General features: G+C 77.9%; 16 protein-coding genes. 9 read left to right on the top strand and 7 right to left on the bottom strand.

From position 1 onward, the window contains the following. Positions 1 to 8,747, top strand: an 8,747-nt coding sequence (locus tag SH587_RS13870) for a hypothetical protein (RefSeq protein WP_375341766.1), incomplete at its 5' end; no start/stop codon positions are given. A 393-nt stretch (positions 8,748 to 9,140) separates the two neighbouring features. Here the strand turns inward: SH587_RS13870 and SH587_RS13865 are convergent. After that, positions 9,141 to 11,219, bottom strand: a complete 2,079-nt coding sequence (locus SH587_RS13865) for an O-antigen ligase family protein (protein ID WP_320671224.1) — start codon at positions 11,217 to 11,219, stop codon at positions 9,141 to 9,143. Positions 11,220 to 11,354: 135 nt separating this feature from the next. Between SH587_RS13865 and SH587_RS13860 the strand changes: the two genes are divergently transcribed. The 6 genes from SH587_RS13860 to SH587_RS13835 all read left to right on the top strand — a co-directional run bounded on the left by SH587_RS13860 (position 11,355) and on the right by SH587_RS13835 (position 17,956). Continuing rightward, entirely contained in the window at positions 11,355 to 12,044 is a 690-nt protein-coding gene (locus SH587_RS13860; RefSeq protein WP_320671223.1) for a hypothetical protein, read from the top strand. Positions 12,045 to 12,407: 363 nt separating this feature from the next. Then, entirely contained in the window at positions 12,408 to 15,278 is a 2,871-nt protein-coding gene (locus SH587_RS13855; RefSeq protein ID WP_320671222.1) for a vitamin B12-dependent ribonucleotide reductase, read from the top strand. A gap of 138 nt (positions 15,279 to 15,416) precedes the next feature. Then, positions 15,417 to 15,605, top strand: coding sequence for a hypothetical protein (locus SH587_RS13850; RefSeq protein ID WP_320671221.1), 189 nt, complete (start codon positions 15,417 to 15,419; stop codon positions 15,603 to 15,605). Between the two features lie 72 nt (positions 15,606 to 15,677). Continuing rightward, entirely contained in the window at positions 15,678 to 16,223 is a 546-nt protein-coding gene (locus SH587_RS13845; protein ID WP_320671220.1) for a methylated-DNA--[protein]-cysteine S-methyltransferase, read from the top strand. Between the two features lie 236 nt (positions 16,224 to 16,459). Beyond that, complete coding sequence (locus tag SH587_RS13840) at positions 16,460 to 16,651, top strand: hypothetical protein (RefSeq protein WP_320671219.1); 192 nt, start codon at positions 16,460 to 16,462, stop codon at positions 16,649 to 16,651. Positions 16,652 to 16,714: 63 nt separating this feature from the next. Continuing rightward, on the top strand, positions 16,715 to 17,956 hold the full coding sequence (locus tag SH587_RS13835) for a sensor histidine kinase (RefSeq protein WP_320671218.1): 1,242 nt from the start codon (positions 16,715 to 16,717) through the stop codon (positions 17,954 to 17,956). 11 nt (positions 17,957 to 17,967) lie between these two features. Here the strand turns inward: SH587_RS13835 and SH587_RS13830 are convergent, their stop codons facing one another. Beyond that, the gene (locus SH587_RS13830) at positions 17,968 to 18,435 is read right to left on the bottom strand and encodes a hypothetical protein (protein ID WP_320671217.1); all 468 of its coding nucleotides are present in this window, start codon (positions 18,433 to 18,435) and stop codon (positions 17,968 to 17,970) included. A gap of 68 nt (positions 18,436 to 18,503) precedes the next feature. Beyond that, positions 18,504 to 18,788 (bottom strand): hypothetical protein, encoded by a 285-nt coding sequence (locus SH587_RS13825; protein WP_320671216.1) that lies wholly within the window; start codon positions 18,786 to 18,788, stop codon positions 18,504 to 18,506. A gap of 87 nt (positions 18,789 to 18,875) precedes the next feature. Between SH587_RS13825 and SH587_RS13820 the strand changes: the two genes are divergently transcribed. Next, a complete protein-coding gene (locus SH587_RS13820; protein ID WP_320671215.1) occupies positions 18,876 to 19,733 on the top strand; it encodes a siderophore-interacting protein in 858 nt (285 codons plus the stop codon). On the opposite strand, the gene SH587_RS13815 is transcribed toward SH587_RS13820, so the two are convergent. Continuing rightward, on the bottom strand, positions 19,730 to 20,395 hold the full coding sequence (locus tag SH587_RS13815; protein ID WP_320671214.1) for a lysophospholipid acyltransferase family protein: 666 nt from the start codon (positions 20,393 to 20,395) through the stop codon (positions 19,730 to 19,732). The two genes, SH587_RS13820 and SH587_RS13815, sit on opposite strands and share 4 nt — an antisense overlap. Positions 20,396 to 20,464: 69 nt before the next feature. Between SH587_RS13815 and SH587_RS13810 the strand changes: the two genes are divergently transcribed. Further along, on the top strand, positions 20,465 to 21,343 hold the full coding sequence (locus tag SH587_RS13810) for a DUF1963 domain-containing protein (protein ID WP_320671213.1): 879 nt from the start codon (positions 20,465 to 20,467) through the stop codon (positions 21,341 to 21,343). Between the two features lies 1 nt (position 21,344). Here the strand turns inward: SH587_RS13810 and SH587_RS13805 are convergent, their stop codons facing one another. From SH587_RS13805 to SH587_RS13795, 3 genes are read right to left on the bottom strand one after another with little or no spacing between them, the layout of a single operon-like run. Then, positions 21,345 to 22,436, bottom strand: a complete 1,092-nt coding sequence (locus SH587_RS13805) for a winged helix DNA-binding domain-containing protein (protein ID WP_320671212.1) — start codon at positions 22,434 to 22,436, stop codon at positions 21,345 to 21,347. Further along, positions 22,433 to 22,927, bottom strand: a complete 495-nt coding sequence (locus tag SH587_RS13800; protein ID WP_320671211.1) for a hypothetical protein — start codon at positions 22,925 to 22,927, stop codon at positions 22,433 to 22,435. Before SH587_RS13800 ends, SH587_RS13805 begins: the two co-directional genes overlap by 4 nt. Further along, on the bottom strand, positions 22,924 to 24,024 hold the full coding sequence (locus tag SH587_RS13795; RefSeq protein ID WP_320671210.1) for a winged helix DNA-binding domain-containing protein: 1,101 nt from the start codon (positions 24,022 to 24,024) through the stop codon (positions 22,924 to 22,926). Before SH587_RS13795 ends, SH587_RS13800 begins: the two co-directional genes overlap by 4 nt. Positions 24,025 to 24,058: the final 34 nt, after the last annotated feature.

Raw genomic sequence — 24,058 nt, 5'->3', positions numbered from 1 at the left:
CGGCGCGCGAGCGGGCGGCGGCGGAGGCCGGCGCCGCCGAGGCCGACCGCGACGCCGCGGTCGAGCGGGCGGCGGCGATCGAGGCGGCGGTCGCCGAGGCCGAGGGTCGGGCGGCCGCGGAGCGCGAGCGGGCCGCGGCGGAGGCCGAGCGGGCCGCCGAGGCGGAGCGGCAGCTGGCGCGGCTGCGCGACGAGCTGACGGCGGCCAGCGAGCGCGGCGACGCGGCCGAGCGGGCGGCGCAGGCGGCGCTCGAACGGGCGACGGCGGACGGCAGCGAGCGGCAGCAGGTCGCGGCGGCGCTGGAGCGGTCGCGGGAGGAGCAGGCGGCGATCCGAGCCGCGCTGGAGGTGGTCGAGGCGGACCGCCACGAGCTGCGAACGGCGCTGGCCGCGGTCGAGCGCGAGCGTGACGAGCTGCGGCGCGCCGGCGAGCGGGAGCTGGCCGAGGCGCGCGAGGGCGTGACGGCGGCCGAGGCGGGCGCGGCCGCGCTGCGTGAGCGGTTGGCGGCGCTCGAGGCCGAGCGCGACGAGGCACGTGACGCCGCCGAGCGGGCGGTCGAGGCGCAGGCCCGGATCGAGCGCCAGGCCGGTGAGCAGCAGGAGGACGCGGACGAGCGGGTCGCGGCCGCCGAGCGCCAGGCAGCCGCCGCGCTCGCCCGCGCCGCCGAGGCCGAGGCGCGGGTCGACGACGCGGGAGCGCGCGTCGGTGAGGCCGAGCGGCGAGCGGACGAGGCGGAGGCGCGGGTCGGCGAGACCGGGGTCCTGCTGGACGAGGCGACCGCACGAGCGACGGAGGCCGAGGCCCAGGCCGCCGACTTCGCGGAGCGGGCCGGTGAGGCGGAGGGCCGGGTCGCCGCGGCCGAAGGTCGGGCGGCGCAGGCGGAGGAGCGCGTCGCCGAGGCGATCGGCCGGGCGAGCGCGGCCGAGCAGCGGCTGGTCGAGGCGGAGGCCCGCGGGACGGACGCCGTCGAGCGAGCGGAGGTCGCGGAAGCGCGGGCGAGCGCGGCGGACGAGCGCGCCGCCGCGGCGATCGCCGCCCGCGAGGAGGCGGAGCAGCGGCTCGAGGCGCGGGCCGAGGAGGCCGAGCAGCGGGCGAGCGCCGCCGAGCGACAGGCGGACGAGGCCGCCGAGCGGGCCGACGAGGCCGACCTGCGCGCCGCGGACGCGGAGGAGCGGGCGGTCGCGGCCGAGGTCCGCCGGGCCGAGATCGAGCAGCAGGCGCGCCAGTCGGCCGCCGAGGCCGAGCGGCGCGCGAGCGAGGCCGAGGCGGCCCGGATCGCCAGCGAGCAGCGGGCCGACGCGGCGGCCGAGAGACAGGCCGCCGCGGAGCAGCGGGCCGAGCAGGTCGAGGCCCAGGTGGCGGAGACCGAGCAGCGGGCGGTGGCCGCCGAAGCGCGGGCGGGCGAGGCCGAGCAGCGGATCGCGGACGCCGAGCGGCGCGCGGCCGCGGCGGAGGCCGAGCGAGCCGCGGCCGCCGCGCGCGCCGACGGGGCGGAGGCGCGCGCCAGCGAGGTCGACGCGCGGGCGGCCGAGGCCGAGTCGCGTCGGGTCGAGGCCGAGCAGCGGGCGGCGGCCGCGGACGACCAGGTCCGGGAGAGCGAGAGCCGGGCGGCCGAAGCGGAGCAGGGCCGTGAGGCCGCGGTCGCCCGAGCGGTGGCACTGGAGCGCGAGCTGGCCGCGGCTCGGGAGCAGGCGACGGCGGCCGGGGCCGAAGCGGTCGAGGTCGCGACCGCACGCGACGCGGCGGAGGCGCGGGCGGTGGCCGCCGAGCAGCGAGCCGACGACGCCGTGCGGGCGATCGACGAGGCCCGTCGCCGCGCGGCCGAGGCGGTCGAGGAGGCGGCGGCCGCCGGCGACCGGACCGAAGGTGCGGAGCGGCAGGCCGCGGCGGCGCTCGACCGCGCGGTGGCGGCCGAGGACCGGGTCGCCGAGGCCCAGGCGCGGATGGCCGCCGAGGCCGAGCGGATCGTCGCGCTGGAGCAGGCGGTCGCCGAGGCCGAGGCCAGCGCCGCCGAGAACGACGCTCGCCGGGCCGAGGCCGAGCAGCAGGCCGCCGCCGCGGTCGCGCGAGGCGGCGAGATCGAGCAGGCGGCGAGCGCCCGGATCGCCGACGTCGAGCAGCGGATCGCCGCGGCCGAGGAGCGCGCCGACGACGCCCGGAGCCAGCTCGCGGTCGCCGAGGAGCGGGTCGCCGCGGCCGACGAGCGGGCGGCGCGGGCCGAGGCCGAGGCGGCGAGCGCCGCGGCCCGGATCGCGGAGGCGGACGAGCGGATCGGTGCCGCCGAGCGGCGCGCCGAGCAGGCGGAGGCCGAGGCGTCCGCCCGGGTTGCCGAGGCCGAGGCGACGGCGACGGCGACCGCCGCCGAGGCAGACGAGCGGGTCGCCGCCGCCGAGCAGCGCGCCGAGCGGGCCGAAGCCGACGCGGCTGACGCGGCCGCCCGGATCGCCGAGGTCGAGGCCCGCGCGAGCGTCGCGGTGGACGAGGCCGGCGAACGGGTCAGCGCCGCCGAGCAGCGGGCCGAGCGGGCGGAGGCCGAGGCGACCGCCGCCAACGCCCGGATCACGGAGGCGGAGAGCGAGGCGACCGCGCTCGCCGAGGAGGCCGAGGAGCGGGCGGTCGCGGCCACGGCGCGGGCGGCCGACGCCCTCGATCGTGCGGAGCAGGCCGAGCGCGAGGCGGCGGCCGCCGCGACCCGCGTCGACACCCTTGAGGCCGAGGCGACGGCCGCCAGCGCCCGTGCCGCCGAGGCCGAAGCCGCCCGTCAGGCCGCCGAGGAAGAGGCGGCCGCGCGGGTCGCCGAGGCCGATGCGCTCGTCGAGGAGGCCGACCAGCGGGCGACGGCCGCCAGCGCCCGCGCCGCCGAGGCCGAAGCCGCCCGTCAGGCCGCGGAGCAGGAGGCGGCCGCCGCGACGGCCCGGATCGCCGAGGTCGAGAACGAGGCGACCGCGCTCGCCGAGGAGGCCGACCAGCGGGCGACCGCCGCCAGCGCCCGCGCCGCCGAAGCCGACGCCGCCCGTCAGGCCGCCGAGGAGGAGGCGGCCGCCGCGACCGCCCGGATCGCCGAGGTCGAAGCACTCGCCGCCGAGGCGACCGCGCGCGCCGCCGAGGCCGAGGCGGCTCGCGAGGCCGCCGAACGCGAGGCCGCGGAGCAGCTCGCCGCCGCCACCGCTCGCGCGAGCGCGGCCGAGGACCGGGCCGGCGACGCCGAGGCCGCCACCGAGCACGCCACCGCGCGCGCCGTGGCCGCCGTCGCCCGGGTCGAGGAGGCGACCGCCGCCCGCGACGCCGCCGTGGCCGCCGCCGAGGAGGCGGAGGACCGGCTGGCCGCGGCGACCGATCAGGTCGAGAGCGCCGAGCGGGCCGCCCAGGCCGCGCTGGCCCGCGCGGCGGAGGCGGAGCAGGCCCGCAGCGAGGATCAGGACGCCGCCGCCGAGCGCCGTGCCGCCCTCGAGCGCGAGCTGGCCGCCGCGCTGGAGGAGCACCAGGCCCTCACCTCCGCACACGACGAGCAGTCCCGCGAGCTGGAGCGGCTGCGCGCCGCGGTCGCCGACGCCGAGCAGCGGACGACCGCCGCCGCGAGCGCGGCCGAGGGGCGCGTCGCCGCCGCCGAGGCGCGTGCCGCCGAGGCGCTGGCGACCGCCGAGGAGCGGATCGCTGCCGTCCGCGACGAGGCCGCCGCCCGGGTCGCCGCCGCCGAGCGGGCACGCGCCACCGCCGACGAGCGCGCGACCGCGACCGCGCAGGAAGCGGCCGACCAGGTCGCGGCGGCGGAGGAGCGCGTGGCGACCGCCGAGCGCGAGGCGGCCGCGCGGATCGCCTCCGCCACCGCCGAGGCGGAGGAGCGCGCCGCGGTCGCGGCGGGCCAGGCCGAGGAGGCCCTCGCCGCCGCCGAGCGCCGCGCGACCGAGGCCGAGGAGCGGGCCGCCGTCGCCGCCGAGCGGCTCGCCGCCGCGGAGGACCGGGCCGCAGCTGCCGAGCAGGCCGCCGCCGACCAGGTCGCCGCGGCCGCCGCCGCCGAGCGCGAGGCGGCCGAGCGGATCGCCGAGGCCGACGACCGGGCCGTGGCCACCCAGGCCCGGGCCGAGGACGCGGTCGCCGCCGCCGAGCGCCGCGCGACCGAGGCCGAGGAGCGGGCCGCCGACGCGCTCGACCGGGCCGAGGCCGCCGCCGAGCAGTCCGCGGTCGCCGAGCGCGCCGCGCAGGGAGCGCTCGACCGCGCCGCCGCCGAGAGCGAGGCGGTCGCCGCGGCCCAGGCCGCCCTCGACGAGCGCACCGCCGAGCGCAACGACGCCGCCGCCCGGGCCGCCGCCGCCGAGCAGCGCGCCGAGCGGGCCGCCGCCGAGGCCGCGGAGGCCGACCGTCGCGCCGCCGAGGCCGTGGAGCAGGCAGAGGCGCGAGCCGCCGCCCAGGCCACGGACGCCGACCGCCGGGCTGCGGAGGCCATCGAACAGGCCACCGCCGAGGCCGATCAGCGCGCTGCCGCCGCCATCGAGCAGGCCGAAGCCCGCGTCGTCGAGGCCACCGCCCAAGCCGCCCAGGCCGACGAACGCGCTGCCGCCGCCATCGAGCAGGCCGAAGCCCGCGCCGCTGAGGCCCTCGCCCAGGCCGCCGAAGCTGGCGAACGCGCCACCGCCGCCATCGAGCAGGCCGAAGCCCGCGCCGCTGAGGCCACCGCCCAGGCCACCGACGCCGATCGCCGCGCCGCCGAGGCCGTCGAGCAAGCCGAAGCCCGCGCCACCGCCGCCATCGCCGAGGCCGAAGCCCGCGTCGCCGAAGCCACCACCCAGGCCGCCGACGCCGACGAACGCGCCACCGCCGCCATCGAGCAGGCCGAAGCCCGCGTCGCCGAGGCCACCGCCCAAGCCGCCGAGGCCGAAGCCCGCACCGCCGACGCCCTCGACCAGGCCGAGGCCGCCCGCGAGCAGGCCGCCGGGGCCGAGCGCGCGGCCCACGTCGCCCTCGACCGCGCCAGCGCCGCGACCGCCGCCATCGCCGCCGCCGAGGAGCAGGCCGCGCAGGCCGCCCGCGAGCGCGACCAGGCCGTCGCCGCCGCCGACGAGGCCCACGCCCGCGCCACCGCCGAGCTGACGCGGGCCCGCGAGCAGGCCGAGGCAGCCGCCGACGAGCTGACCGCCGCGCTCGACGACGCCGACGGCGCCCGCGGCGAGCTGGCCGCCCTCCGCGAGGAGCTGGACCGGACCCGCGAGGCGCAGCGCCGCGACGAGGCCGAGCGGGCTGCCCTCGCCGACGCCCTCCGCGAGGCCCAGGAGCAGACCGAGCGCAGCGCCGAGCAGCTGGCCGCGCAGCACGCGAACGAGCTGGTCGCCCGCGACGCCGAGGCCGACCGCCGGCTGGCCGAGGCCGCCGCCGCCCAGGAGCAGGCCCTCACTGCCCTCCGCGACGAGCACGCCGCCGCCCTCGAAGCGCTCGCCGCCCGCCACCAGGCCGAGCTCTCCGGTCTCCACGGCCGCCACGACGCCGCGCTCCGCACCGCGACCTCCTCCCGCGACGAAGCGCTCGACCAGCAGCGGGCCCAGCACGAGGCGGCCCTCGCCGAGCAGGCCGCGTCCCACCAGGCCGCTCTCACCGCCCTCCAGGAGCAGCACGCCCAGGCGCTCGCCGCCGCCGACCAGGCCCTGCGCGAGGCGCGCGAGCAGGCCGAAGCCGATCGCCGCGCCCACGAACAGGACGCCGCCCAGGCGCTCGAGGCCGCCAGCGCCGAGGCCCGCGAGCTGCACCGGCAGGCGATGGACGAGGTCGCCGCCGCCCGCGAGCGCGAGGACGCCGTCCGCGAGCAGGCCAACGAAGCCGTCGCCGCCACCCGCGCCGCCCTCCAGCGCGAGCTCGACGCCACCCAGGGCCGTCTGCGCGAGGCCGCCGCCCGCGCCGAGGGCCTGCAGGCCGCCCTCGAACGGCAGCGCGCCGAGGCCGAGCAGCACCTGGCCAGCGAGCGCAGCGGCGCCGAGGCCCTGCAGGCCGAGGTCGAGCGGCTGCGGGCCGACGCCGCCGAGGCCCGCGCCGAGGCCGACGAGCTGCGCGCCGCCGCCGAGCGCGACCGGACCGCCGCCGCCGAGGCCGCGCGCGCCGCCAACGAGCGCGCCCAGCGGGCCGAGGCCGCCCTCGACGACGCCCAGGGCCGCGCCGCCGCCACCGCCGACGTGCTCGGCGAGCGCGACCGCAGCCTCGCCGCCCTCGAGCAGCGAGCCGGCGGGATGTCGGCCCGGATCGCCGAGCAGGACGGCGCCCTGGAGGACCTGCGCCACCGGCTGGCCGCGGTCGTCGCCGAGCGCGACGCCGCCCGCGCCGGGCTCGAGGCCGCCGAGGAGGGCCTGGCCGAGCAGCTCCGCCGCCGCGACCAGCAGCAGGCCGCCACCGCCGCCGCCCACGAGACCGCCAGCGCCGAGCTGCGTGCCCGCCTGGAGGCCCAGGAGAGCGTCGAGCAGGAGCTGCTGGCCGAGCTGCGGAGCGTCCGCCGCGAGCTCGACGCCACCGCCTCCGACGCCGAGCAGCAGCGCACCACCGTCGCCGCGCTCGAGGAGGAGCTGGCGGGCCTCCGCGAGCAGAGCGGCGAGCGGCTCGACGAGGCCCAGCGGGTGGCCCAGCACGCCCTCGGCCAGCGGCAGCAGCTCCAGGAGCAGCTCGACGAGGCCCGCCACGTCCTCGACCGGCTGCGCGAGCAGGCCAGTGCCGCCGCCGGCGCCGGTCCCGACGAGATCGTCCGGGCCCTCGGCGCCCGCCTCGACGCCGCCGAGGAGCGCGCCCGCGACGCGACCAAGCGGGCCGCCGAGGCCGAGGCCCGCGCGCTCGACGCCGAGCGCCGCGCGACCGTCGGGGTCGAGGACCGCGACGCGCTCGCGCTCCAGCTCGACGACGCCCGCCGCGACGCCACCACCGCCGCCGACGAGGTCCGTCAGCTGCGCCGGCGGATCGACGCCGAGCGCGAGGAGGCCCGCCGCCAGGCGACCGAGTCCGCCCGCCAGCTCGACGAGCTGCGGACCGCCACCGAGCACCGGATCCGCGACCTCCGCGGCCGCCTCGACCCCGAGCGCGAGCGCTGGCAGGAGCAGGCCCGCGCCGCCGAGGCCCAGGCCGAGCAGCAGCGGATCGACCACCAGCGGGCGCTGGCCGCCCAGCGCGACGAGCACGCCGCCGCCGTCGCCGCCCTCCAGGAGCAGCTGCGCGCCGTCCACGAGCACGCCGAGGCCGTCGGCGAGGAGACCGCCGCAGCGGTCGAGCGGGCGGCCGCCGAGCAGCGCGACCAGGAGCGCGCCGCGGCCGACCAGGCGCTGCGGGCCACCCACGAGCAGCACCAGGCCCAGCTGCAGGCGCTGACCGCCGCCCACGAGGCCCAGCTCCACGACCTGCGCGACGAGCGCGAGGCGCGGCTGGCCGCCCTCGACGCCGAGCACCGCGCCCAGCAGCAGGCGCTGCGCGACGCCCACCAGCGCGACCTCGACGCGCTCCACGCCGAGCGCGACCAGACCGTCGTCGCCGAGACCGGCCAGCGCGACGAGCGGATCACCGAGCTGCAGCAGCGGATCGCCGCGCTCGAGCAGGACCGCGACGCCGCCTACCAGCAGGCGGCCGAGACCCACGACCACGCCGCCCGGATCGAGGAGGTCGCGCGCGAGGAGCTGGAGCGCCAGGTCCGCGAGGTCCGCGCCGCCGCCGAGGCCGAGCGCGACGAGCTGCTGCTCGCCCACGAGCGCGAGCTGGCCCGCCGCGAGAACGAGCGCGACGGCCGGCTGCACGAGGCCGAGGCCGCCCACGCGCGCGCGCTCGAGGAGCTGGCCGACCGCCAGGCCGAGGCACTGCGGGCCGAGGCCGAGCGCCGCGAGCAGGAGCTGGCGACCCTCCGCGAGGAGCTGGAGCAGCGGATCGTCGCCGCGGCCGCCGAGACCGACCAGGCCCGCGCGATGGCTGGCGAGCTGGGCCGGACGGTCGAGACCACCGAGCAGGAGCTGCGTGAGACCCGCCGCCGGCTCGATCGCGAGACCGCCGAGCGGCGCGAGCGCGAGCGCGAGCTGGAGCGGCTGCGCAGCAGCACCGGCGACGTCAGCCGCAGCTCGCGCGAGCGGATCGCCCAGCTGGAGCAGGACCTGCGCCGGTCGCGCGAGCGGATGACCGCCGCCGAGCGGTCCGAGCGCGAGGCCCGCGCCGCCCTCAAGAGCCGCGAGTCGGCCGCCCGCCAGAGCCACGAGCTGGACCCCCGCCGCTCGCTCGCCGACCAGGCCGAGCGGCGGCGGCTGGAGCAGCGGGTCGGCGACCTCGAACGGCGGCTGCAGGCCGCGCTCGAGGCCGCCCGCACGACCGAGGCCGCGCGCCGCGACGCCGATCGCCGGGCCCTGTCGGCGACCGACGCCGGCGACGCCGCCCAGCAGCAGGCCGCCGCGGCCGCCGCCCGGGTCGCCGCCGCCGAGGAGCGGATCGCCACCCTCGTCGGCGAGCACGAGGCCGCCGTCGCCGCCCTCGAGCAGCGGCTGGCCGACGCCGAGCGGGCGATCGAGCAGGAGCGGACCGCGACCCGCGCCGCGGCCCAGGACGGCGACGCCCGCGTCGCCCGCCTCCACGAGCAGAGCAGCGCCCGGATCGCCGAGGCCGAGCAGGCCCGCGACGCCGCCGTCGCCGAGCTGGTGAGGCTGCGCGACGCCCACGACCGGGAGGCCGCCCCGGCCTCCGACCCGGCCCCGGACCCCGAGCCCGCCGCCGCGCCCGCGCCCGAGCCCGGATCCGACGACGGCGGCTGACCGCCGCTCGGGGTCGAACCCCCAGACCGGCACTCGCCGATCACCGACTCTCGGCCGACCCCGGATCATCCCTACGGCCGATGTGGCGGAGGGGAGCCAGGACCGACCATGCGGGAGCGACGCCTCCCCCGTCCCGCCTCCGGAGCCCCGCCATGTTCAACCGACTCGCCCTCGCGCTGATCACCCCGACCGCGCCCACGGTCGAGCCGGATCCCCCACGCGGCGCCGCGGCTACCGAGCCGCACGCCCGGCGGGCGCCCCTCCGGAACCGTCCGGAGGGCGGGGGCCCGCGTCGCTCGCGCGGCGACCGCGTTTCGTGCGCCCGATGATCGCGGGGGCGTGGCCGGCGTGCACGGCGGCCACGCCTCCGGCGATCGTCGTCCCCGCGCGCGACTAGGGCGCCGGCAGCGGGGTGGCCGTCGCGGTCGCCGAGGCCTCCGGCGGCGCCAGCTGGCCGTTCGCGTCGCCGAGCAGCGTCCGCGGCAGCACGCCCTTCGGATCCAGCTCGACCGCCCGCCGCGCCGCCTGCCGCATCCCGTCGCGGTCGGCGAGCAGGCCGGCGACCTCGGCCACGCCGATCCACGCCTGCGGGTTGTCCGGCTGCCGCTCGGCGCCGCGCAGCGCCAGCCGCCGCGCCTCCAGGTAGTTCTGGCGACGCTGGCTGATCGCGCGGCCGATGTCGAGCGGCCGCAGGCTGAAGGGGTCGAGGTCGGCCGCCAGCGCGGCGTCGCCGGTCGCGTCGCGCAGCTGCTCGGGCGTGGTGCCCTGGGCGGTCGCGTCCTGCGCGCGGTCGGCCAGCCGCTCGCCGACGATCGGCACCACGGTCACCACCGCCAGCGCGACGGCGGCCAGGAAGGTGCCCGCGAGCAGGCCGATCCGGCGCCCGGTGCGCGGTCGGCGGTCGAGCGTCTCGGCCTCCTCGACGACCGTCGCCGGCGCCACCCGACCGGCGGTCGTGACCGGCGAGCGGCGGGTCGCGGGCGCGGCGGCGGCCACGGCCAGTGCGACCAGCGCCGGGATCGTCACCCCGGGCATGTCCCAGTCCCAGTCGACGCAGGCCTGGATCCCCCAGGCGCCGACGACGCCGATCAGGGTCGCCTGCAGGACCCGCTCGCGGCCCGGTGGCGTCCGCCGCAGCTGGTCGACCGCCGCCCGCAGCAGCAGCCAGAGCGCGGCCGCCAGCAGCACCAGCCCGACGACGCCCGTCTCGGCCAGCACCTGCAGCGGCAGGCTGTGCGGCTGGGCGACCTCGGTGTAGTCGCTGCGGTAGCGCTTGCGGACGGTGCCGTAGCTGCCGGCGCCCCAGCCGGCCAGCGGCCGGGCCGAGAAGGCGCCGACCGCCTCCGCCCACCAGTCGGCGCGGTTCGAGGAGGAGACGGAGAGGAACCGCTCGGTGCCCGCGACCGGCGCGATCTTGTCGGCCGACGCGACCTGGTCGCGGACCTTGCCGAGCGCGGTCCCGACGCCGCCCTGCTGGACGCTGAAGGCGACGCCGCCGAGCAGCAGCGCGACCACGCCGAGGGTCGCGGCGACGCGGGCGATCCGCACCGTCCGCCGTCCCGGCCAGGGGGCGATTCGCCGCTCCAGCAGCCGCAGCGCCAACGCCAGCACCGCGCCGGCGACGACCGCGAACAGGGCGCCGGCCAGGACCGTGGCGCGGCCGGAGTGGGCGACCACCGCGTCGCCGGCGACGCGGCCGGCGCCGGTCACCGCCAGCGGCACCGCGGCCGCGAACGACGCCACCACCAGCAGCGGCATCCGCAGCCGGCCGCTGCCGCCGCAGACGCCGACCAGCAGCATCCCCAGCACCAGCGCCACCAGCGCGCCGCGCGACTGGCTGAGCAGGATGATCCCGGCCATCGGCGGCACCGTCGCCCCCGCGAGCGCCCGCCAGCGCCAGCCGCGGCCAGCGTCGACCGCCTGCCGGGCGGCGATCAGGATCCCGAGCGCGCCGACCAGGCCGAGCGCGTTCCAGTAGTCGAGCGGCCCGCGCAGGCGGCGGGCGTTCTCGAGCCCGCCGATCGTCACCGTCGCGTCGGGCGAGAGCCGGTTGACCAGCGCGACCGCGGCGAAGGCCAGCACGCCGACCAGGGTCGCCAGCAGCACCAGCTGCCGCGCGCGGGGACTGACGCGGGCCGCGGCCCCGGCCACGAAGACGGTCGCCGCGTAGCCCGAGACCAGCGCGCCCCAGGCCAGCGACTCGTCGGGCCGCACGCTCCAGGCGGTCGTCAGCAGCGCCCAGAGCGCGAACGCGGCCAGCAGCACGGTGCCGAGCGCGGCGTCCCCGCGCGGCAGCATCCGCTCGAGCCCGCCGGCGATCAGGGCGGCGGCGATCACGGCCAGCAGCGCGGCGCCGACGACCGAGACGCCGGCGGCCGTCTGGCCGTAGCCGCCACCGGAGAAGCCGACGCCGAAGCCGAGAGCGAGGATGGCCAGGAGCAGCAGACCGCCGACCGAAGGCTTGACCCCCACCCCCGCCGCCGTCCGCCCCTCCCGGAGCGTTCGGAGGGCGGCGTGCATGCGCGGGCACGACGGTACCATCGGGCTGTGTCGACCGGTTCCACCGCCGTCGCGCCCACCTGGTCCCGGGCGCCGGCGTCCCGCCTCGTGCCCGCGCCCACGCGGCTGCTCGCCTTGCTCGGCCTGCTGCTGACGCTGCTGGTGGCGGCGCCGTCGGCCGGCGCCGCGTCCGGCCAGGACGCGATCCGCGACGAGTTCCGCAAGAGCGGCAAGATCGACGGCTGCAAGCACGAGCTGGGCGACCTGGAGGCGTTCAAGCGCAAGCTCGGCAGCGACAGCGCCCAGTACTCGCCGGAGCTGGAGACCGCGATCGACAAGGCGATCGCCGACCACGGCTCCTGCAAGTCGAGCGGCGGTGGCGGCGGTCAGTCCGGTGGCGGTGGCGGCGGAGGCGGCGGTGGCGGCCAGTCCGGCGGCGGATCGCCCGAGATCCCGCCGGTGACGCAGGAGTCGACGGCCACGACCACGACCGAGACCAGCGCCGCCCCGACGCCCAGCCCCGGCCCGGTCTCGGTGCCGGCGCCGGCGGTCGCGCAGGACCAGCTGATCGCGACGGCCGCGACCCCGAAGCTCTCGACCGAGCCCGCCGCCTGGACCTGGGCCGCGATCGGCGGGGCGATCCTGCTGGCCGCCGCGCTCGGCTGGGGCCTGATCACCGCCAGCGGCCGAATCGGCTGGCTGCAGCCGATCGGCCACGCGATGGGCGAGGCCGGCTGGCGGATGAGCGCCCGCTGGGCCGAGTTCAGCGACTGGCTGCGGCTCGGCGGCGGTCGCTGACCGACAGGTCGAGAGCGGAAACGCGCCAACTTTCGGAGCCCCTCCGCGACCGGGGTGGACACTGTTTTCCCGGCGCTTGCGGGGACGACTCCCCGACGTGCAATGGTGAGGTGTCGCCATCGCACCCACATCGCCCGTGACCGACGAAGACGTCCGTCCGAGGCGTCTGGGAGGGTCTGCAGACCGTCACGGGAAGCCCCCTCCCGGTTTCGACGCCAAGACCGATACGTCCGACCTGTTGTGCCACGCCGGCCCGCTGACTGCGGTCCGGCGTTCGTGTCTCCGGGTCGGTCCGCGCCACGCACGGCGCACCCGTCAGACCTTCATCCCCGCAGTCACCACGGCCCCAGGAGCACGACCGGCATGGCATCCGCCCAGACGCCCCTCACCCGCGAGCACGCGCTGACCGTCAGTCGACGGTTCACGCAGCCCGGCGTGCACCCCTTCGACCAGATCGAGTGGGAGATCCGCGACGCCGTCATCGGCAACCCGGAGAAGCCCGCCTTCCGCCAGGACGGCGTCGAGTTCCCCAAGAGCTGGTCGCAGAACGCGACCAACATCGTCAGCCAGAAGTACTTCCGCGGGCAGCTCGGCTCGCCCACGCGGGAGAACTCGGTCAAGCAGATGATCGGCCGCGTCGCCGGCACGATCGCCGACTGGGGCCGCTCGCTCTCCTACTTCGCCACGCCGGAGGACGGCGACGCCTTCGAAGCCGAGCTGACCTACGTCCTGCTCCACCAGCTGGCCGCGTTCAACTCGCCGGTCTGGTTCAACGTCGGGTTCGAGGAGTCGCCGCAGTGCTCGGCGTGCTTCATCCTCTCGGTCGACGACTCGATGGACTCGATCCTCGGGTGGAACACCAAGGAGGGCCGGATCTTCCGCGGCGGCTCCGGCTCGGGGATCAACCTCTCGAACATCCGCGGCTCGATGGAGCCGCTGTCGAAGGGCGGCACCGCGTCCGGCCCGGTCTCCTTCATGCGCGGCGCCGACGCCTGGGCCGGCACGATCAAGTCCGGCGGCAAGACCCGTCGCGCGGCGAAGATGGTCGTGCTCGACGTCGACCACCCGGACATCCTCGAGTTCATCCAGTGCAAGGCCAAGGAGGAGGACAAGGCCGAGGCCCTGGCCAAGGCCGGGTTCGACATGTCGATCGACGGTGACGGCTTCACCTCGATCCAGTACCAGAACGCGAACAACTCGGTTCGCGCCACCGACGCCTTCATGCAGGCGGTCGACGCCGACGGCGAGTGGCAGACCACGCCCCGCAACCGCGAGATCGCGGACGTCCCGACGCCGAAGTACCAGGCCCGCGAGCTGATGGACGAGATCGCGAAGGCCGCCTGGCGCTGCGCCGATCCGGGGATCCAGTTCGACACCACGATCAACCGCTGGCACACCTGCCCGAACAGCGGCCGGATCAACGCCTCGAACCCGTGCAGCGAGTACATGCACGTCGACGACAGCGCCTGCAACCTGGCGTCGCTGAACCTGATGAAGTTCCGCCGCCCGGACGGCACGTTCGACGTCGAGAACTTCGAGCACGCCGTCGACGTGGTGCTGCTGGCGCAGGAGATCGTCGTCGGGCCGTCGAGCTACCCGACCGAGAAGATCGGCGAGAACGCCCGCCGCTTCCGCCAGCTGGGGATGGGCTACGCCAACCTCGGCGCCTACCTGATGGCCGGCGGCATGCCGTACGACTCCGACGAGGGCCGCACGACCGCCGCCGCGATCACCGCCCTGATGACCGGCCGCGCGTACCGCCGCTCGGCCGAGGTCAGCGCCGCGATCGGCCCCTACGAGGCCTACGCGGACAACCGCGAGCCGCACAACAAGGTCATGCGGATGCACCGCGAGGCCGCCTACGAGATCGACGACGCGCTCTCGCACGACGGCGAGCTGCTGGCCGCGGCCCGCCGCAGCTGGGACGAGGCGGTCAAGCTCGGCGACGAGCACGGCTACCGCAACGCCCAGGCGACGGTGCTGGCCCCGACCGGCACGATCTCCTTCCTGATGGACTGCGACACGACCGGCATCGAGCCGGACTTCTCGCTGGTCAAGTACAAGGAGCTGGTCGGCGGCGGCAACATGGTGATCGTCAACCGGACGGTCCCGCTGGCGCTGCAGGAGCTGGGCTACTCGGCCGAGCAGGTCGACCAGATCGTCGCCTACACCAACGAGCACGGCACGATCGTCGGTGCGCCGGGCCTGGCCGACGAGCACCTGCCGGTCTTCGACGTGGCGGTCGGCGAGCGCGCGATCAGCCACATGGGCCACATCAAGATGATGGGCGCCACCCAGCCGTTCCTCTCGGGCGCGATCTCGAAGACGGTCAACATGCCGAAGACGGCGACCGTCGAGGACATCGCCGAGGCCTACATCGAGGCCTGGCGGCTCGGCGTCAAGGCGCTGGCCATCTACCGCGACGGCTCGAAGACGGCGCAGGCCCTGCGGACCGACGCCCAGTCCGACGACGGCGCGGTCTCCGAGGCCGAGGTCGAGGCCCGGGTCGAGCAGGAGGTGGCCCGCGCGGTCGCCGAGGCCGAGACCCGGCTGCGGACCGAGCTGGGCCCGAAGCGGCGGCGGATGCCGCGCGAGCGCCAGTCGATCACCCACAAGTTCTCGATCGGCGGCCACGAGGGCTACATCACCGCCGGCATGTACGAGGACGGCTCGGTCGGCGAGATCTTCCTGACCGACATCGGCAAGGAGGGCTCGGCCGTCCGCGGCATGATGAACTCCTTCGCCACCTCGGTCTCGATCGCGCTCCAGTACGGGGTGCCGCTCGAGACGCTGGTGCGCAAGTTCGCCTACATGCGCTTCGAGCCGGAGGGGATCACCACCAACCCGGAGATCCCGTTCGCCAAGTCGATGCCCGACTACTTCATGCGCTGGCTCGCGAGCCGGTTCCTGAGCGCGGACATCCAGGAGGAGCTGGGCATCCGCACCGACGAGGTCCGCCAGCGGCAGGCCTCGGTGGCCGCGACGCCGGCCGCCGACACCGCCGGTCCGGTCGCCCCGACCCCGGCCCCCGCACCGACGGCCAGCGCCGCGCCCGCGGCGGCTCCGGCCCTCTCGGCGGCCACCGACACCCCGCCGGTGGTCCCGGCGCGGGTGGTCGCGGCCGGCTCGGACATCGAGCTGGGCCCGGTCTGCGGCGAGTGCGGCGGGATGATGCAGCGGACGGGCGCGTGCTACACGTGCTCCAGCTGCGGCAACAACACCGGCTGCGGCTGAGCCGCGGCCCGCAGCGCCGACGTCGTTCCCGGGGGCCGCGATTCGCGGCCCCCGGCGCGTTCCGGGCTCGCCGGCGCCGGCATCGACCGATCGTCCGTACGTCGTCGACCTCCCCGGGGGCGCGGCTATGGTCGCCGCATGGGTCAACGGTCTCCGATGCTGCCGTATCTGCTGGCGCTGCTCGCCGCGACGATCCTCGGCGCCGTCCTCGCCCTGCTGCTGGCCGGTGGCCGGGCGGGCGCGGCGGCCCCGGACCGTCAGCCGGTCGTGGCCCACGTCCCCCCGCCGCCGGTGGCGGCGCCGCTGGCCTTCGGGCTGCGGCCCTGAGGTGCGGCCGCGTCCGGCCGGTCCGTGACCGCCGTACCGGCCGACCGCGGTGGGATGCTTGCTCCGGGTCCCATGTCCGCCGTCGCCTACGCCCTCTTCGACACCGCCCTCGGCCGCTGCGCGATCGCCTGGACCGCTGGTGAGGCGATCGCCGGCGTCGCCCTGCCCGGCCGCGACGAGCAGGCCGTGGAGCGCTACGCGGCCCGGCACTGGCCCGCGGCCGCGGCCGCCGCGCCGCCCGCGGCCCTGCGGTCGGTGATCGAGCGGATCGAGGCGCTGCTGGCCGGCGGGCCCGCGGACTTCCGCGACGTCCGCTTCGACGACGGGGCGCTACCACCCTTCCACCGCCGGGTCTACGCCGCCGCGCTCGCGATCCCGCCGGGCCGGACGCTGACCTACGGCGAGGTCGCCGCCCAGCTCGGCGATCCCGGCGCGGCCCAGGCCGTCGGCCAGGCGCTCGGAGCCAACCCGTTCCCGATCGTCGTGCCCTGCCACCGGGTCGTCGGCTCGGACGGGCGGATCGGCGGCTTCTCGGCCCCCGGCGGCGCCGACACCAAGCGCCGGCTGCTGGCCCTCGAGGGCGCGTGGCAGTACGACCAGGCCTCGCTCTTCGACTGACCACCCGCCCCCCGCCGCCCCCCGGCTCGCGTGGCGGCTGACCCCCGGCGTGCGGGTGTCATCCGCCACGCGACGCGCGCCGCCGGCCGCGGGCCGCCGGCCGCGGACCCGCCGGCCCGCCGCCCCGCCCCGCCGACCCCGCACGGCTGCCCGAAGCCGGCACTGCGGTTGCGCCGCCCCGACCGCGGTTGGTACAAGAGCGGGGGAAGCGACCACCCGCTCCAAGGAGGCCCCTGTTGGCCAACCACCTCACCCCCGAGGAACTCGCCGACGCCCACGGCGTCGAGCGGACCGAGATCATCGCCACCTGCATCAGGCTCGGCGTCCCGGTCTACCAGGGCAAGATCGACCGCTGGCTCTTCCAGGCCGCGGTCCGGGGCCACGAGCGGTCCCAGGCGCGGACCGCCACGGGGGAACGGCTGCACTAGGCCGGAGCGGGCCCGACCCGCTCCCGACAACCACGACGGACGGCCGACCCGCCGTCGCGTGCGGTGTCCACGTCCGCCATGATCCAGGCGACGCCGATGCTCGACGCCGCCGAGACGCACCTGCCCTCCCGCGCCCTTCGCCGCCGGCCACGGTCGAGCGACGGGCCGGGACCGACGCCCGCGCGCGGGGCGGTCAGCGGCCTGCCCGAGGTCGCCGGCCACCTGCTGGTGGCCGCGATCGTGGTGCTGCTGCTGGCGCTCGGCGACCAGCCGCTCAGCCGCTCACCGGCGGCGATCGGCGGCGGGATCCTCGCCTGGGAGCTGCTGAGCGCCGCGTTCGTCCTCCGCTGGTCGGCCCGGGCCTCGTGGCCACTGGCCCTCCGCGGGCTCGGCGACGCGCTCGTCCTCGCCCTGCTGGCCCACGTCTCGGGCGGGATCCTCTCGCCGGCGATGCTGGTGCTGCCGCTGATCCCGGTCGGGCTGGCGCTGCTGCGGGTCTCGCCCGCGCTGGTCGCCGCGATCTCGGCCGTCGCCGTCGCCGGCGCGACCACCGTCTGGGCCGCCGGCGGCGCCGCGCCGGGGGGCGATCCGCTCGGCCGCCTGGCCCTGGTCGCCGCCACCACCGCCTGCGCCGGCCTCGCCGGAGCGCTGGTGGCCGAGGAGTACCGCCGGCGGATGGACCAGATCGGCGCCCTCTCGCGCGCCCTCGACGAGCTGATGACCGAGGTCCTGGCCAGCGAGGTCCGCCAGCGGCACGACGTCGCCACCCGCCTCCACGACGACCTGATGCAGATCCTCCTGGCCGTCCGCCAGGACATCGGCGAGGCGCCCGAGAACGCCACGTGGCGGCTGGCGACCGACCACCTCGACACCGGCCTCGAGCGGCTGCGGGCGAGCGTCGAGACGCTCGGCGGCCGCGACCCCCGCGACCAGCCGTTCGACGACGCGGTCCGCGACACCGCCGAGCAGCAGGTCGACGGCGAGCAGGCGCTGGTCGTCGCCCAGGTCTCCGGCCCGATCGATCCGCTGCTGCGCCCGGTGCTGCTGACGATCGTCCGCGACCTGGCCCGCCACGCCGGCCGCGAGCGCGACGCCCGCCACGTCGCGATCCGGGTCGCGGCGACCGACGACGCGGTCACGATCCGGGTCTTCGACGACGGCGCCGAGCAGGACGGTCCGGCCGAGGCGCTCGCCCGCTGCCGCCGCTGGGTGGCGGCGATCGGCGCCACGCTCGAGGTCGAGGACCAACCCGACGACGGCCGCCGGGTCAGCGTGCGGTTGCCGCGCGGCCGCTGGCCACGCTGACCGCGCGGCCGCTAGTCGTCCTGCGCCAGCCGCTCCTCGTCGAGCCGCTGCAGCGCCCGCCGCACCGTCTTCGCCGCCGGATCGCGCGCCAGCCGCTCGCGCAGCTCGGCCCGCAGCACCGCGCAGGCCAGCCGGCCCGCCGGTCGCGGCGCCAGCAGCAGCCGCCCCGCGTGCTCGGCCGGCGACTCCCCCGGCCGGGGCTGCAGCAGCGCCAGCGCCTGCTGCTGGGTCGGGTCGAGGCCGGCCCGCAGCGAGACCTCGGCGACCCCCATCCGGGTCCGCGCCACCACCGGCCGCAGCAGCGCGACCGGCTGGGCGTCGGGCTCGACCGCCTCGGCCACCCGCGCCGCCCGCCGCGCCAGCAGCTCGTCGCCGGGCCCGCCGCGCCGGGCCTGGACCTGGCGCGCCAGCTCGAACGCCCGTCGACGCCCGGCGGTCTGGGCCAGCGAGCGAAGGGCGTCGGTGCGGGTCGGCTCCACGCCGACGAGATCGGCCGCCGGCGCCGGGCCGGCGAGCAACCCGCCCGCCAGCGGACGACCGTCCGGTCTCAGCCGCCCTCGGTGATCATCGCCAGCACGTGCGGGAGCGCGTCGTAGAACATCTCGACCTCGGCGTCGGGCACGTCGACGTGGGCGCCCTCGAAGTGCGAGTGGTCGCCGTGGAAGCGCAGCTGGGGCGTGATCGTGGCCCCGGCGATGACGAAGAACGGCAGGTACGAGTAGTAGTCGAGGCCCTCGAACTCCTGCGGCTCGAGCCCGGTGGCGTCGAGGATCGCGCGGAACCGCGGGTCGTACTGGGAGTCGTCGATGAGGATCGAGGCGATGCGGGCCATCGCCGCAGTCTGACGGGCCAGGCCGCCGGCCACCGGCCGCCACTCCCTGTTAGGCTGACCTAAGAGCAAGCCCGAGGAGCCCTCCCGATGACCAGCGTCCCCTCCTACGTCGTCCCGTTCCTGCGCCGGCGGTCGATCACCCCGCGGATGCTGCGGATCACCGTCGGCGGGCCGGCGCTGGCCGGGTTCACCGGCGGCCGGGTCGCCGACGAGCGGATCAAGCTGCTGCTGCCGCCGGCCGGTGCGACCGTCCCCGCCCTGCCGACCATCGACGAGCGCGGGATCCACTTCCCCGAGGACCAGCCGCGGCCGGCGATGCGGACCTTCACCGTCCAGGGCTTCGACCGCGAGCGGCTGGAGCTGCACGTCGACGTCGCCCTCCACAGCCGCGGCCCGGCGGTCGAGTGGGCCCGCAGCGCCCGTCCCGGAGACCTGGTCGGGATCACCGGACCGCGGCACCTGGATCCGTGGCCGGTGCCGGTCGACGTGCGGCTGATCGCCGGCGACGAGAGCGCGCTGCCGGCGATCGCGGGCCTCCTCCGGCGACTGCCGGCCGACGCCCGTGGCCTGGCCGTGATCGAGGTCCACGACCGCGCCGAGGAGCAGCCGCTGGAGCACCCCGAGGGGATCGAGCTGCGCTGGCTCCACCGCGGCGACCGCTCGCCGGTGTTGGGTCCGCTCGGCGACGCGGTCCGGGCCTGGCCGTGGCCGACCGACGCCGAGGTCGGGGTCTGGGCCGCCGGCGAGGCGACCGTGATGCGGGCGCTGCGGGCCTACGTCCGCGAGACCCGCGCCGTCCCCCGCGACGCCTCGCACGTGGTCGGCTACTGGCGCTACCGCCACAGCGAGGACGAGGCGGCCGCCGCGGCCGCGCGGGCGCTGGAGCGGGCCAGCGCCGCCGGTCACGACGTCGACGAGCTGCTCGACGCCGGCTACGCGGCCTAGTCGGCGCCGGCGCCCTCGGCCGCCTGCCGCGCGCGGTACTTGGCCGCCGTCTTGCCGCGGCCGGGGATCGCGATCGGGGCCCGCTCGCGGATCTCTCCCACCACCCGCACGGTCAGGTCGCTGGCCGACTCGCCCGGCTGCGCCTGGCCGCCGCTCGGGAGGAAGAACTCGACCCGGATCCGCGGCCGCTTCGGGAACCGGACGATGTCGACCGAGCCGGTGATCGCGACCGAGACGATCGTCGTCTCCGGCACGGCGAGGGCCAGCCGGCCGGCGCCGCTGCGGGCCCGCAACCGCTGCCCGCGCGAGATCGTGCCCTCGGGGAAGATGCCGATGCAGGTGCCGCCGCCGAGCTCGGAGATCGCGGTGTCCATCGCGCCCGTGTCGCCGCTGCCGCGCTCGATCGGGATCTGGCCCATGCCGTCGAGCACCCGGCCGAGCAGCGGCTTCTTCCACATCGACGCCTTCGCCAGCGCCCGGATCTGGCGCTGGCGCTTGGCCGCGACGCCGACGACCACCGGATCCCAGTAGCTGTCGTGGTTGCCGACCGCCAGCACCGGGCCCTCGGTCGGCAGGTGCTCCAGGCCGACGACCTCGAGCCGGCCCCAGTGGCGGACGATCGGCGTGGCGACGGCCATCACGGCGCGGTACGTGCGGGTCATGCGGGTCACGTCTAGAAGGTACCCGCGGTCGCAACCGGGGTGACACCGCCCGGCTGCGATCCTGATCCGGTGCTGTCGCCCGCCGAGGTCCACGAGATCGCCCTCCGCCACCTGCCGGAGGAGCGGGTCGACGAGGCCCTGGCCGCGGTCCGGCCGGGCTGGCGGGCGCGGCTGCAGGACGGCGGCCCGCTGCGGATCGGCGGGCCGGCGCCGCTGGCCGAGGACGAGCCGTGGCCGCGCAACCCGCGCGGGATCCCGCTGACCTTCCTGGCCGCGATCGACTGCGCGGCGCTGCCGGCGCTCGACGACGCCTGGCCCGACCCGACCGGCTGGCGCCACGACGGCGCGCTGCTGCGGATCTTCGCCGACCTGGTCGACCAGCCGCGCGAGCCGGGGCCGGCGACGATCCTGGTCGCGCCCGAGGGCACGCCGACGCGCGAGGTCGATCCGCCGCCGCTGCCCGACCCGTGGCCGGCCGCCGGCGACGAGCGCGACGACCTGGCGCCCCACGAGCGAGTCCGCGCGCTGCCCGCCCACCAGGCCGGGCTGCGACCGTTCCTGACCGCCGACGAGGACGCCTTCGGCCCGCTCGACGTGCTCGATCCCGATCCCGATGTCGACGGCTACCGCCACTTCCGCTTCGACCTGCGGCTCGACGGCGAGGAGCTGGACTGGGACGACCCGCGGATCCGCCCCTTCACCGTCAGCCACGTCAGCGGCGCGCCCTGCTCGGTCGACGAGGACGTGCGGCTGCGCGCCTGCGAGGTCCGCGAGGACCAGGACGGCCCCCACCAGGAGCAGGACTGGCGGGTGCTGCTGGCGCTTCACGACGGCTTCGGCGGCGACGTCGAGATCCTCGACGGCGGCGCGTACCACGTACTGGTGCCGGTCGACGACCTGGCCGAGGGCCGCTACGAGCGTGCGGTCTGCGACGTGACCGCCGGCTGACTCAGCCCTCGACCGCGTAGCGCTCCGCGTCCGGCTCGGCGAACCGCAGCAGCGCGGTGCCCTCCTCCCGCAACGCGGGACGGGCGGCGCGCGGCAGCCGGCCGAACGGCAGCAGCCGCAGGACCGCGCGGGCGCCGCGGCGCTCGATCTCCCACGTGCCGGCGACGTCCCCGTCCCAGAGGAAGGTGGCGGCGACGATCCCGTTCTTCGTCACCAGCCCCTGGCGGTGCTCGTCGGCCACCACCCGGGTCGCGTCGGCGTGGGCGAGCACCAGGTTGTCGAACCGGGGCAGGAAGCGAGTCGGGGCCGGCTCATCGGCGGCGGGCAGCGGCCGGCCGGGGAGGTCGAAGAGCGTCCGTCCCTGCTCGTCGCGGTAGCGGACTAGGTCGTCCATCGCCTCCAGCAGCGCGCGGGTGGCGCCCAACCCCGACCAGCGGGTGGCGTCGGCGGCGGCCGCGGGCCCGAAGGCCGCCAGGTAGCGGCGCAGCAGCTCGCCCGGACGCGGGTCGGGATCGATCGGCTCGCCGACCAGCCGCTCGATCGGGGTCAGCCGCGGCGCGTTGCCGGGGAAGCCGTAGCGGCGCTCGGGCTCGGGCAGCATCGCCAGCGGCAGCCGCATCCGGACGACCATCGTCAGGTCGTCGGCCGGCAGCTCCGGGTAGGCGGCGGCCAGCGGCTCACGGAGCGCGGTGACCGTCCGCGGCTCGGCCTCCAGCAGCGCGCGGGCGCGCGGCAGCAGGTCGGGGAGCGCCGCCACCTCGGGTCGGCGGCCGCCGGTCAGGACCCGGTCGACGACCGGCTGGAGCGTGGCCCGGAAGCGCAGCAGGTCGGCGCGGGCGACGTGGTGGATCGTCCCCCGCATCATCGTCGCGCGGACCACCGCCCGCTGCTCCAGCAGCTCGATCAGCTGCTCGTGGCGGAAGTCCGCGACCCGGCTCCAGAGGCCGACGAACGGCGGTGCCGGCGCCTGGCCCTGGAGGCCGACCAGCTGCTCGACGGCGGCCAGCGGCCCGGCGGTCGAGCGCTCCAGCAGCAGCTGCCGCTGGAGCAGGGCCCGGTTCAGGGTCCGGCGGTCGAGCAGCGGCGCGCTCACGGCCGCCAGATCCGGAAGACGTCGACCTGGACCTGCTTCTGGCGGAAGCTGCCGCGGAAGACCGGGCCGGCGCCGGTCACCAGCTCGCCGCGCTGCGGATCGCGCCGCGGCCGCAGGTCCTTGCGGACGTCGAGGACGCTGATCCCGGGCAGCGTGACCCCGCCCTCGGGCAGCTCCTCGCGGGCGATCACGTGCAGGTCGCCGTCGCCGTCGGGGTCGACCGACTCGATCGCGATCACCCGCCCGCGGACGGCCCGGCAGCCGTAGACCGGCGACGGGGTCGGCGTCGGGCAGCTGGCGGTCCACGAGGCCGGCGGGCGCGGCGCGGCCGGGCGCTCGCGGGTGGTGGTGGCCGGCCGCTCGGCGGTGGTGGTCGTCGCGCTGGTGGTCGTGGTCGTCGTCGGCGGGCGGTCGTCGCCGCCGCAGCCGAGCAGCCCGCCGGCGGCCAGCAGCGCGGTCGCCAGCAGCGCGCCGGCCCGGGCGGCGGTCACGCCGGCGCCTCGGCCACGACCGCGACGTCCTCCGCCTCGGGCTCGACGAAGCGGGCCAGCGGCTCGCCCTCGCGGGTCAGGTCGCGGAGGACGGCCTTCGTCAGCTTCGCGAACGGCGTCAGCCGCAGGGTCGCGAGCTTGCGCTTGCGCTCGACGACCCAGGTGCCCGCCACCAGGCCGTCGACCAGGAAGGTGGCGCGCACCCGCAGGTTCTTGCTGAAGACGTGCGGACGGTGCTCGTCGGCGATCACCCGCGTGCGGTCGGCGTGCGAGAGCAGCAGGTTGTCGAACTCGGGCAGGAAGCGGACCGGGGCCGGCGCGTCCTCACCGGGGCGCGGGGCGTCGGGCAGGTCGAAGAGCTCGCGGCGGCCGGCCCGGAAGACGACCAGCTCGTCGCGCAGCTGCTCGAAGACCTCCTTCAGCGGTTTGCTGGCCGACCAGGTCTGGGCGTCGGCGACCGAGGCCGGGCCGAAGGCGGCCAGGTAGCGGCGGACCAGCTCGCGGCGGTCGTCGTCGGCCGCGGGCGCGCGGCCGATCCGCTCCTCGGCGAGCGCGAAGCGGCTGTCGCGCGGGAACGACCAGCGGTCCTCGGTCGGCACCATCACCAGCGGCAGCCCCATCCGGGTCGCGAACCCGAGCGCCCGCTCGTTGACCTCCGGGAACCGCTCCTGGAGCAGCTCGCGGAGCGCGCCGAAGGTCCGCGGCTCCTCCCCCAGCAGCTCGCGGGCGGCGGCCAGCACCGGCTCCAGCTCCAGCCCCTTGGCGCGGTCGCCGAGCACCCGCAGGCCCGCCAGCAGGACCGGTTCCAGCGGCGCCCGCCAGGCCAGGTAGTCGTCGGCGGTCAGCAGGTGGAGGGTGCCCCGCATCGCCGTCGCCCGCACGATCGCGGCGCGGGCCAGCGCATCGCGCAGCTCGTCGGCGGCGAAGTCGGGGATCCGCGTCCAGAGGCCGACGAACGGCGGTCGCGGATCCTGGGCCTGGATCCCCGCCAGCCGCGCCACGACCTCGGTCGCCGGCAGCGGCTGGCGCTCCAGCAGCAGCTGGCGGGCGAGCGTCGCGCGACCGAGCGCGCGGGGCGTCAGCGTGTCCGGGGCCACGCCGCCGATCGTCGCAGGCCCGGCGGCGGGTGCG

This window comes from Patulibacter defluvii (genome assembly GCF_034096925.1).
Classification (GTDB): Bacteria; Actinomycetota; Thermoleophilia; order Solirubrobacterales; family Solirubrobacteraceae; genus Patulibacter; species Patulibacter defluvii.
This window is presented reverse-complemented; position numbering and strand designations above follow the sequence as displayed.

Coding starts and splice junctions, on each gene's coding strand:
- SH587_RS13855 (WP_320671222.1), top strand. CDS start 12,408: ATGGCATCCGCCCAGACGCCCCTCACCCGCGAGCACGCGCTGACCGTC.
- SH587_RS13850 (WP_320671221.1), top strand. CDS start 15,417: ATGGGTCAACGGTCTCCGATGCTGCCGTATCTGCTGGCGCTGCTCGCC.
- SH587_RS13845 (WP_320671220.1), top strand. CDS start 15,678: ATGTCCGCCGTCGCCTACGCCCTCTTCGACACCGCCCTCGGCCGCTGC.
- SH587_RS13825 (WP_320671216.1), bottom strand. CDS start 18,788: ATGGCCCGCATCGCCTCGATCCTCATCGACGACTCCCAGTACGACCCG.
- SH587_RS13820 (WP_320671215.1), top strand. CDS start 18,876: ATGACCAGCGTCCCCTCCTACGTCGTCCCGTTCCTGCGCCGGCGGTCG.
- SH587_RS13815 (WP_320671214.1), bottom strand. CDS start 20,395: ATGACCCGCACGTACCGCGCCGTGATGGCCGTCGCCACGCCGATCGTC.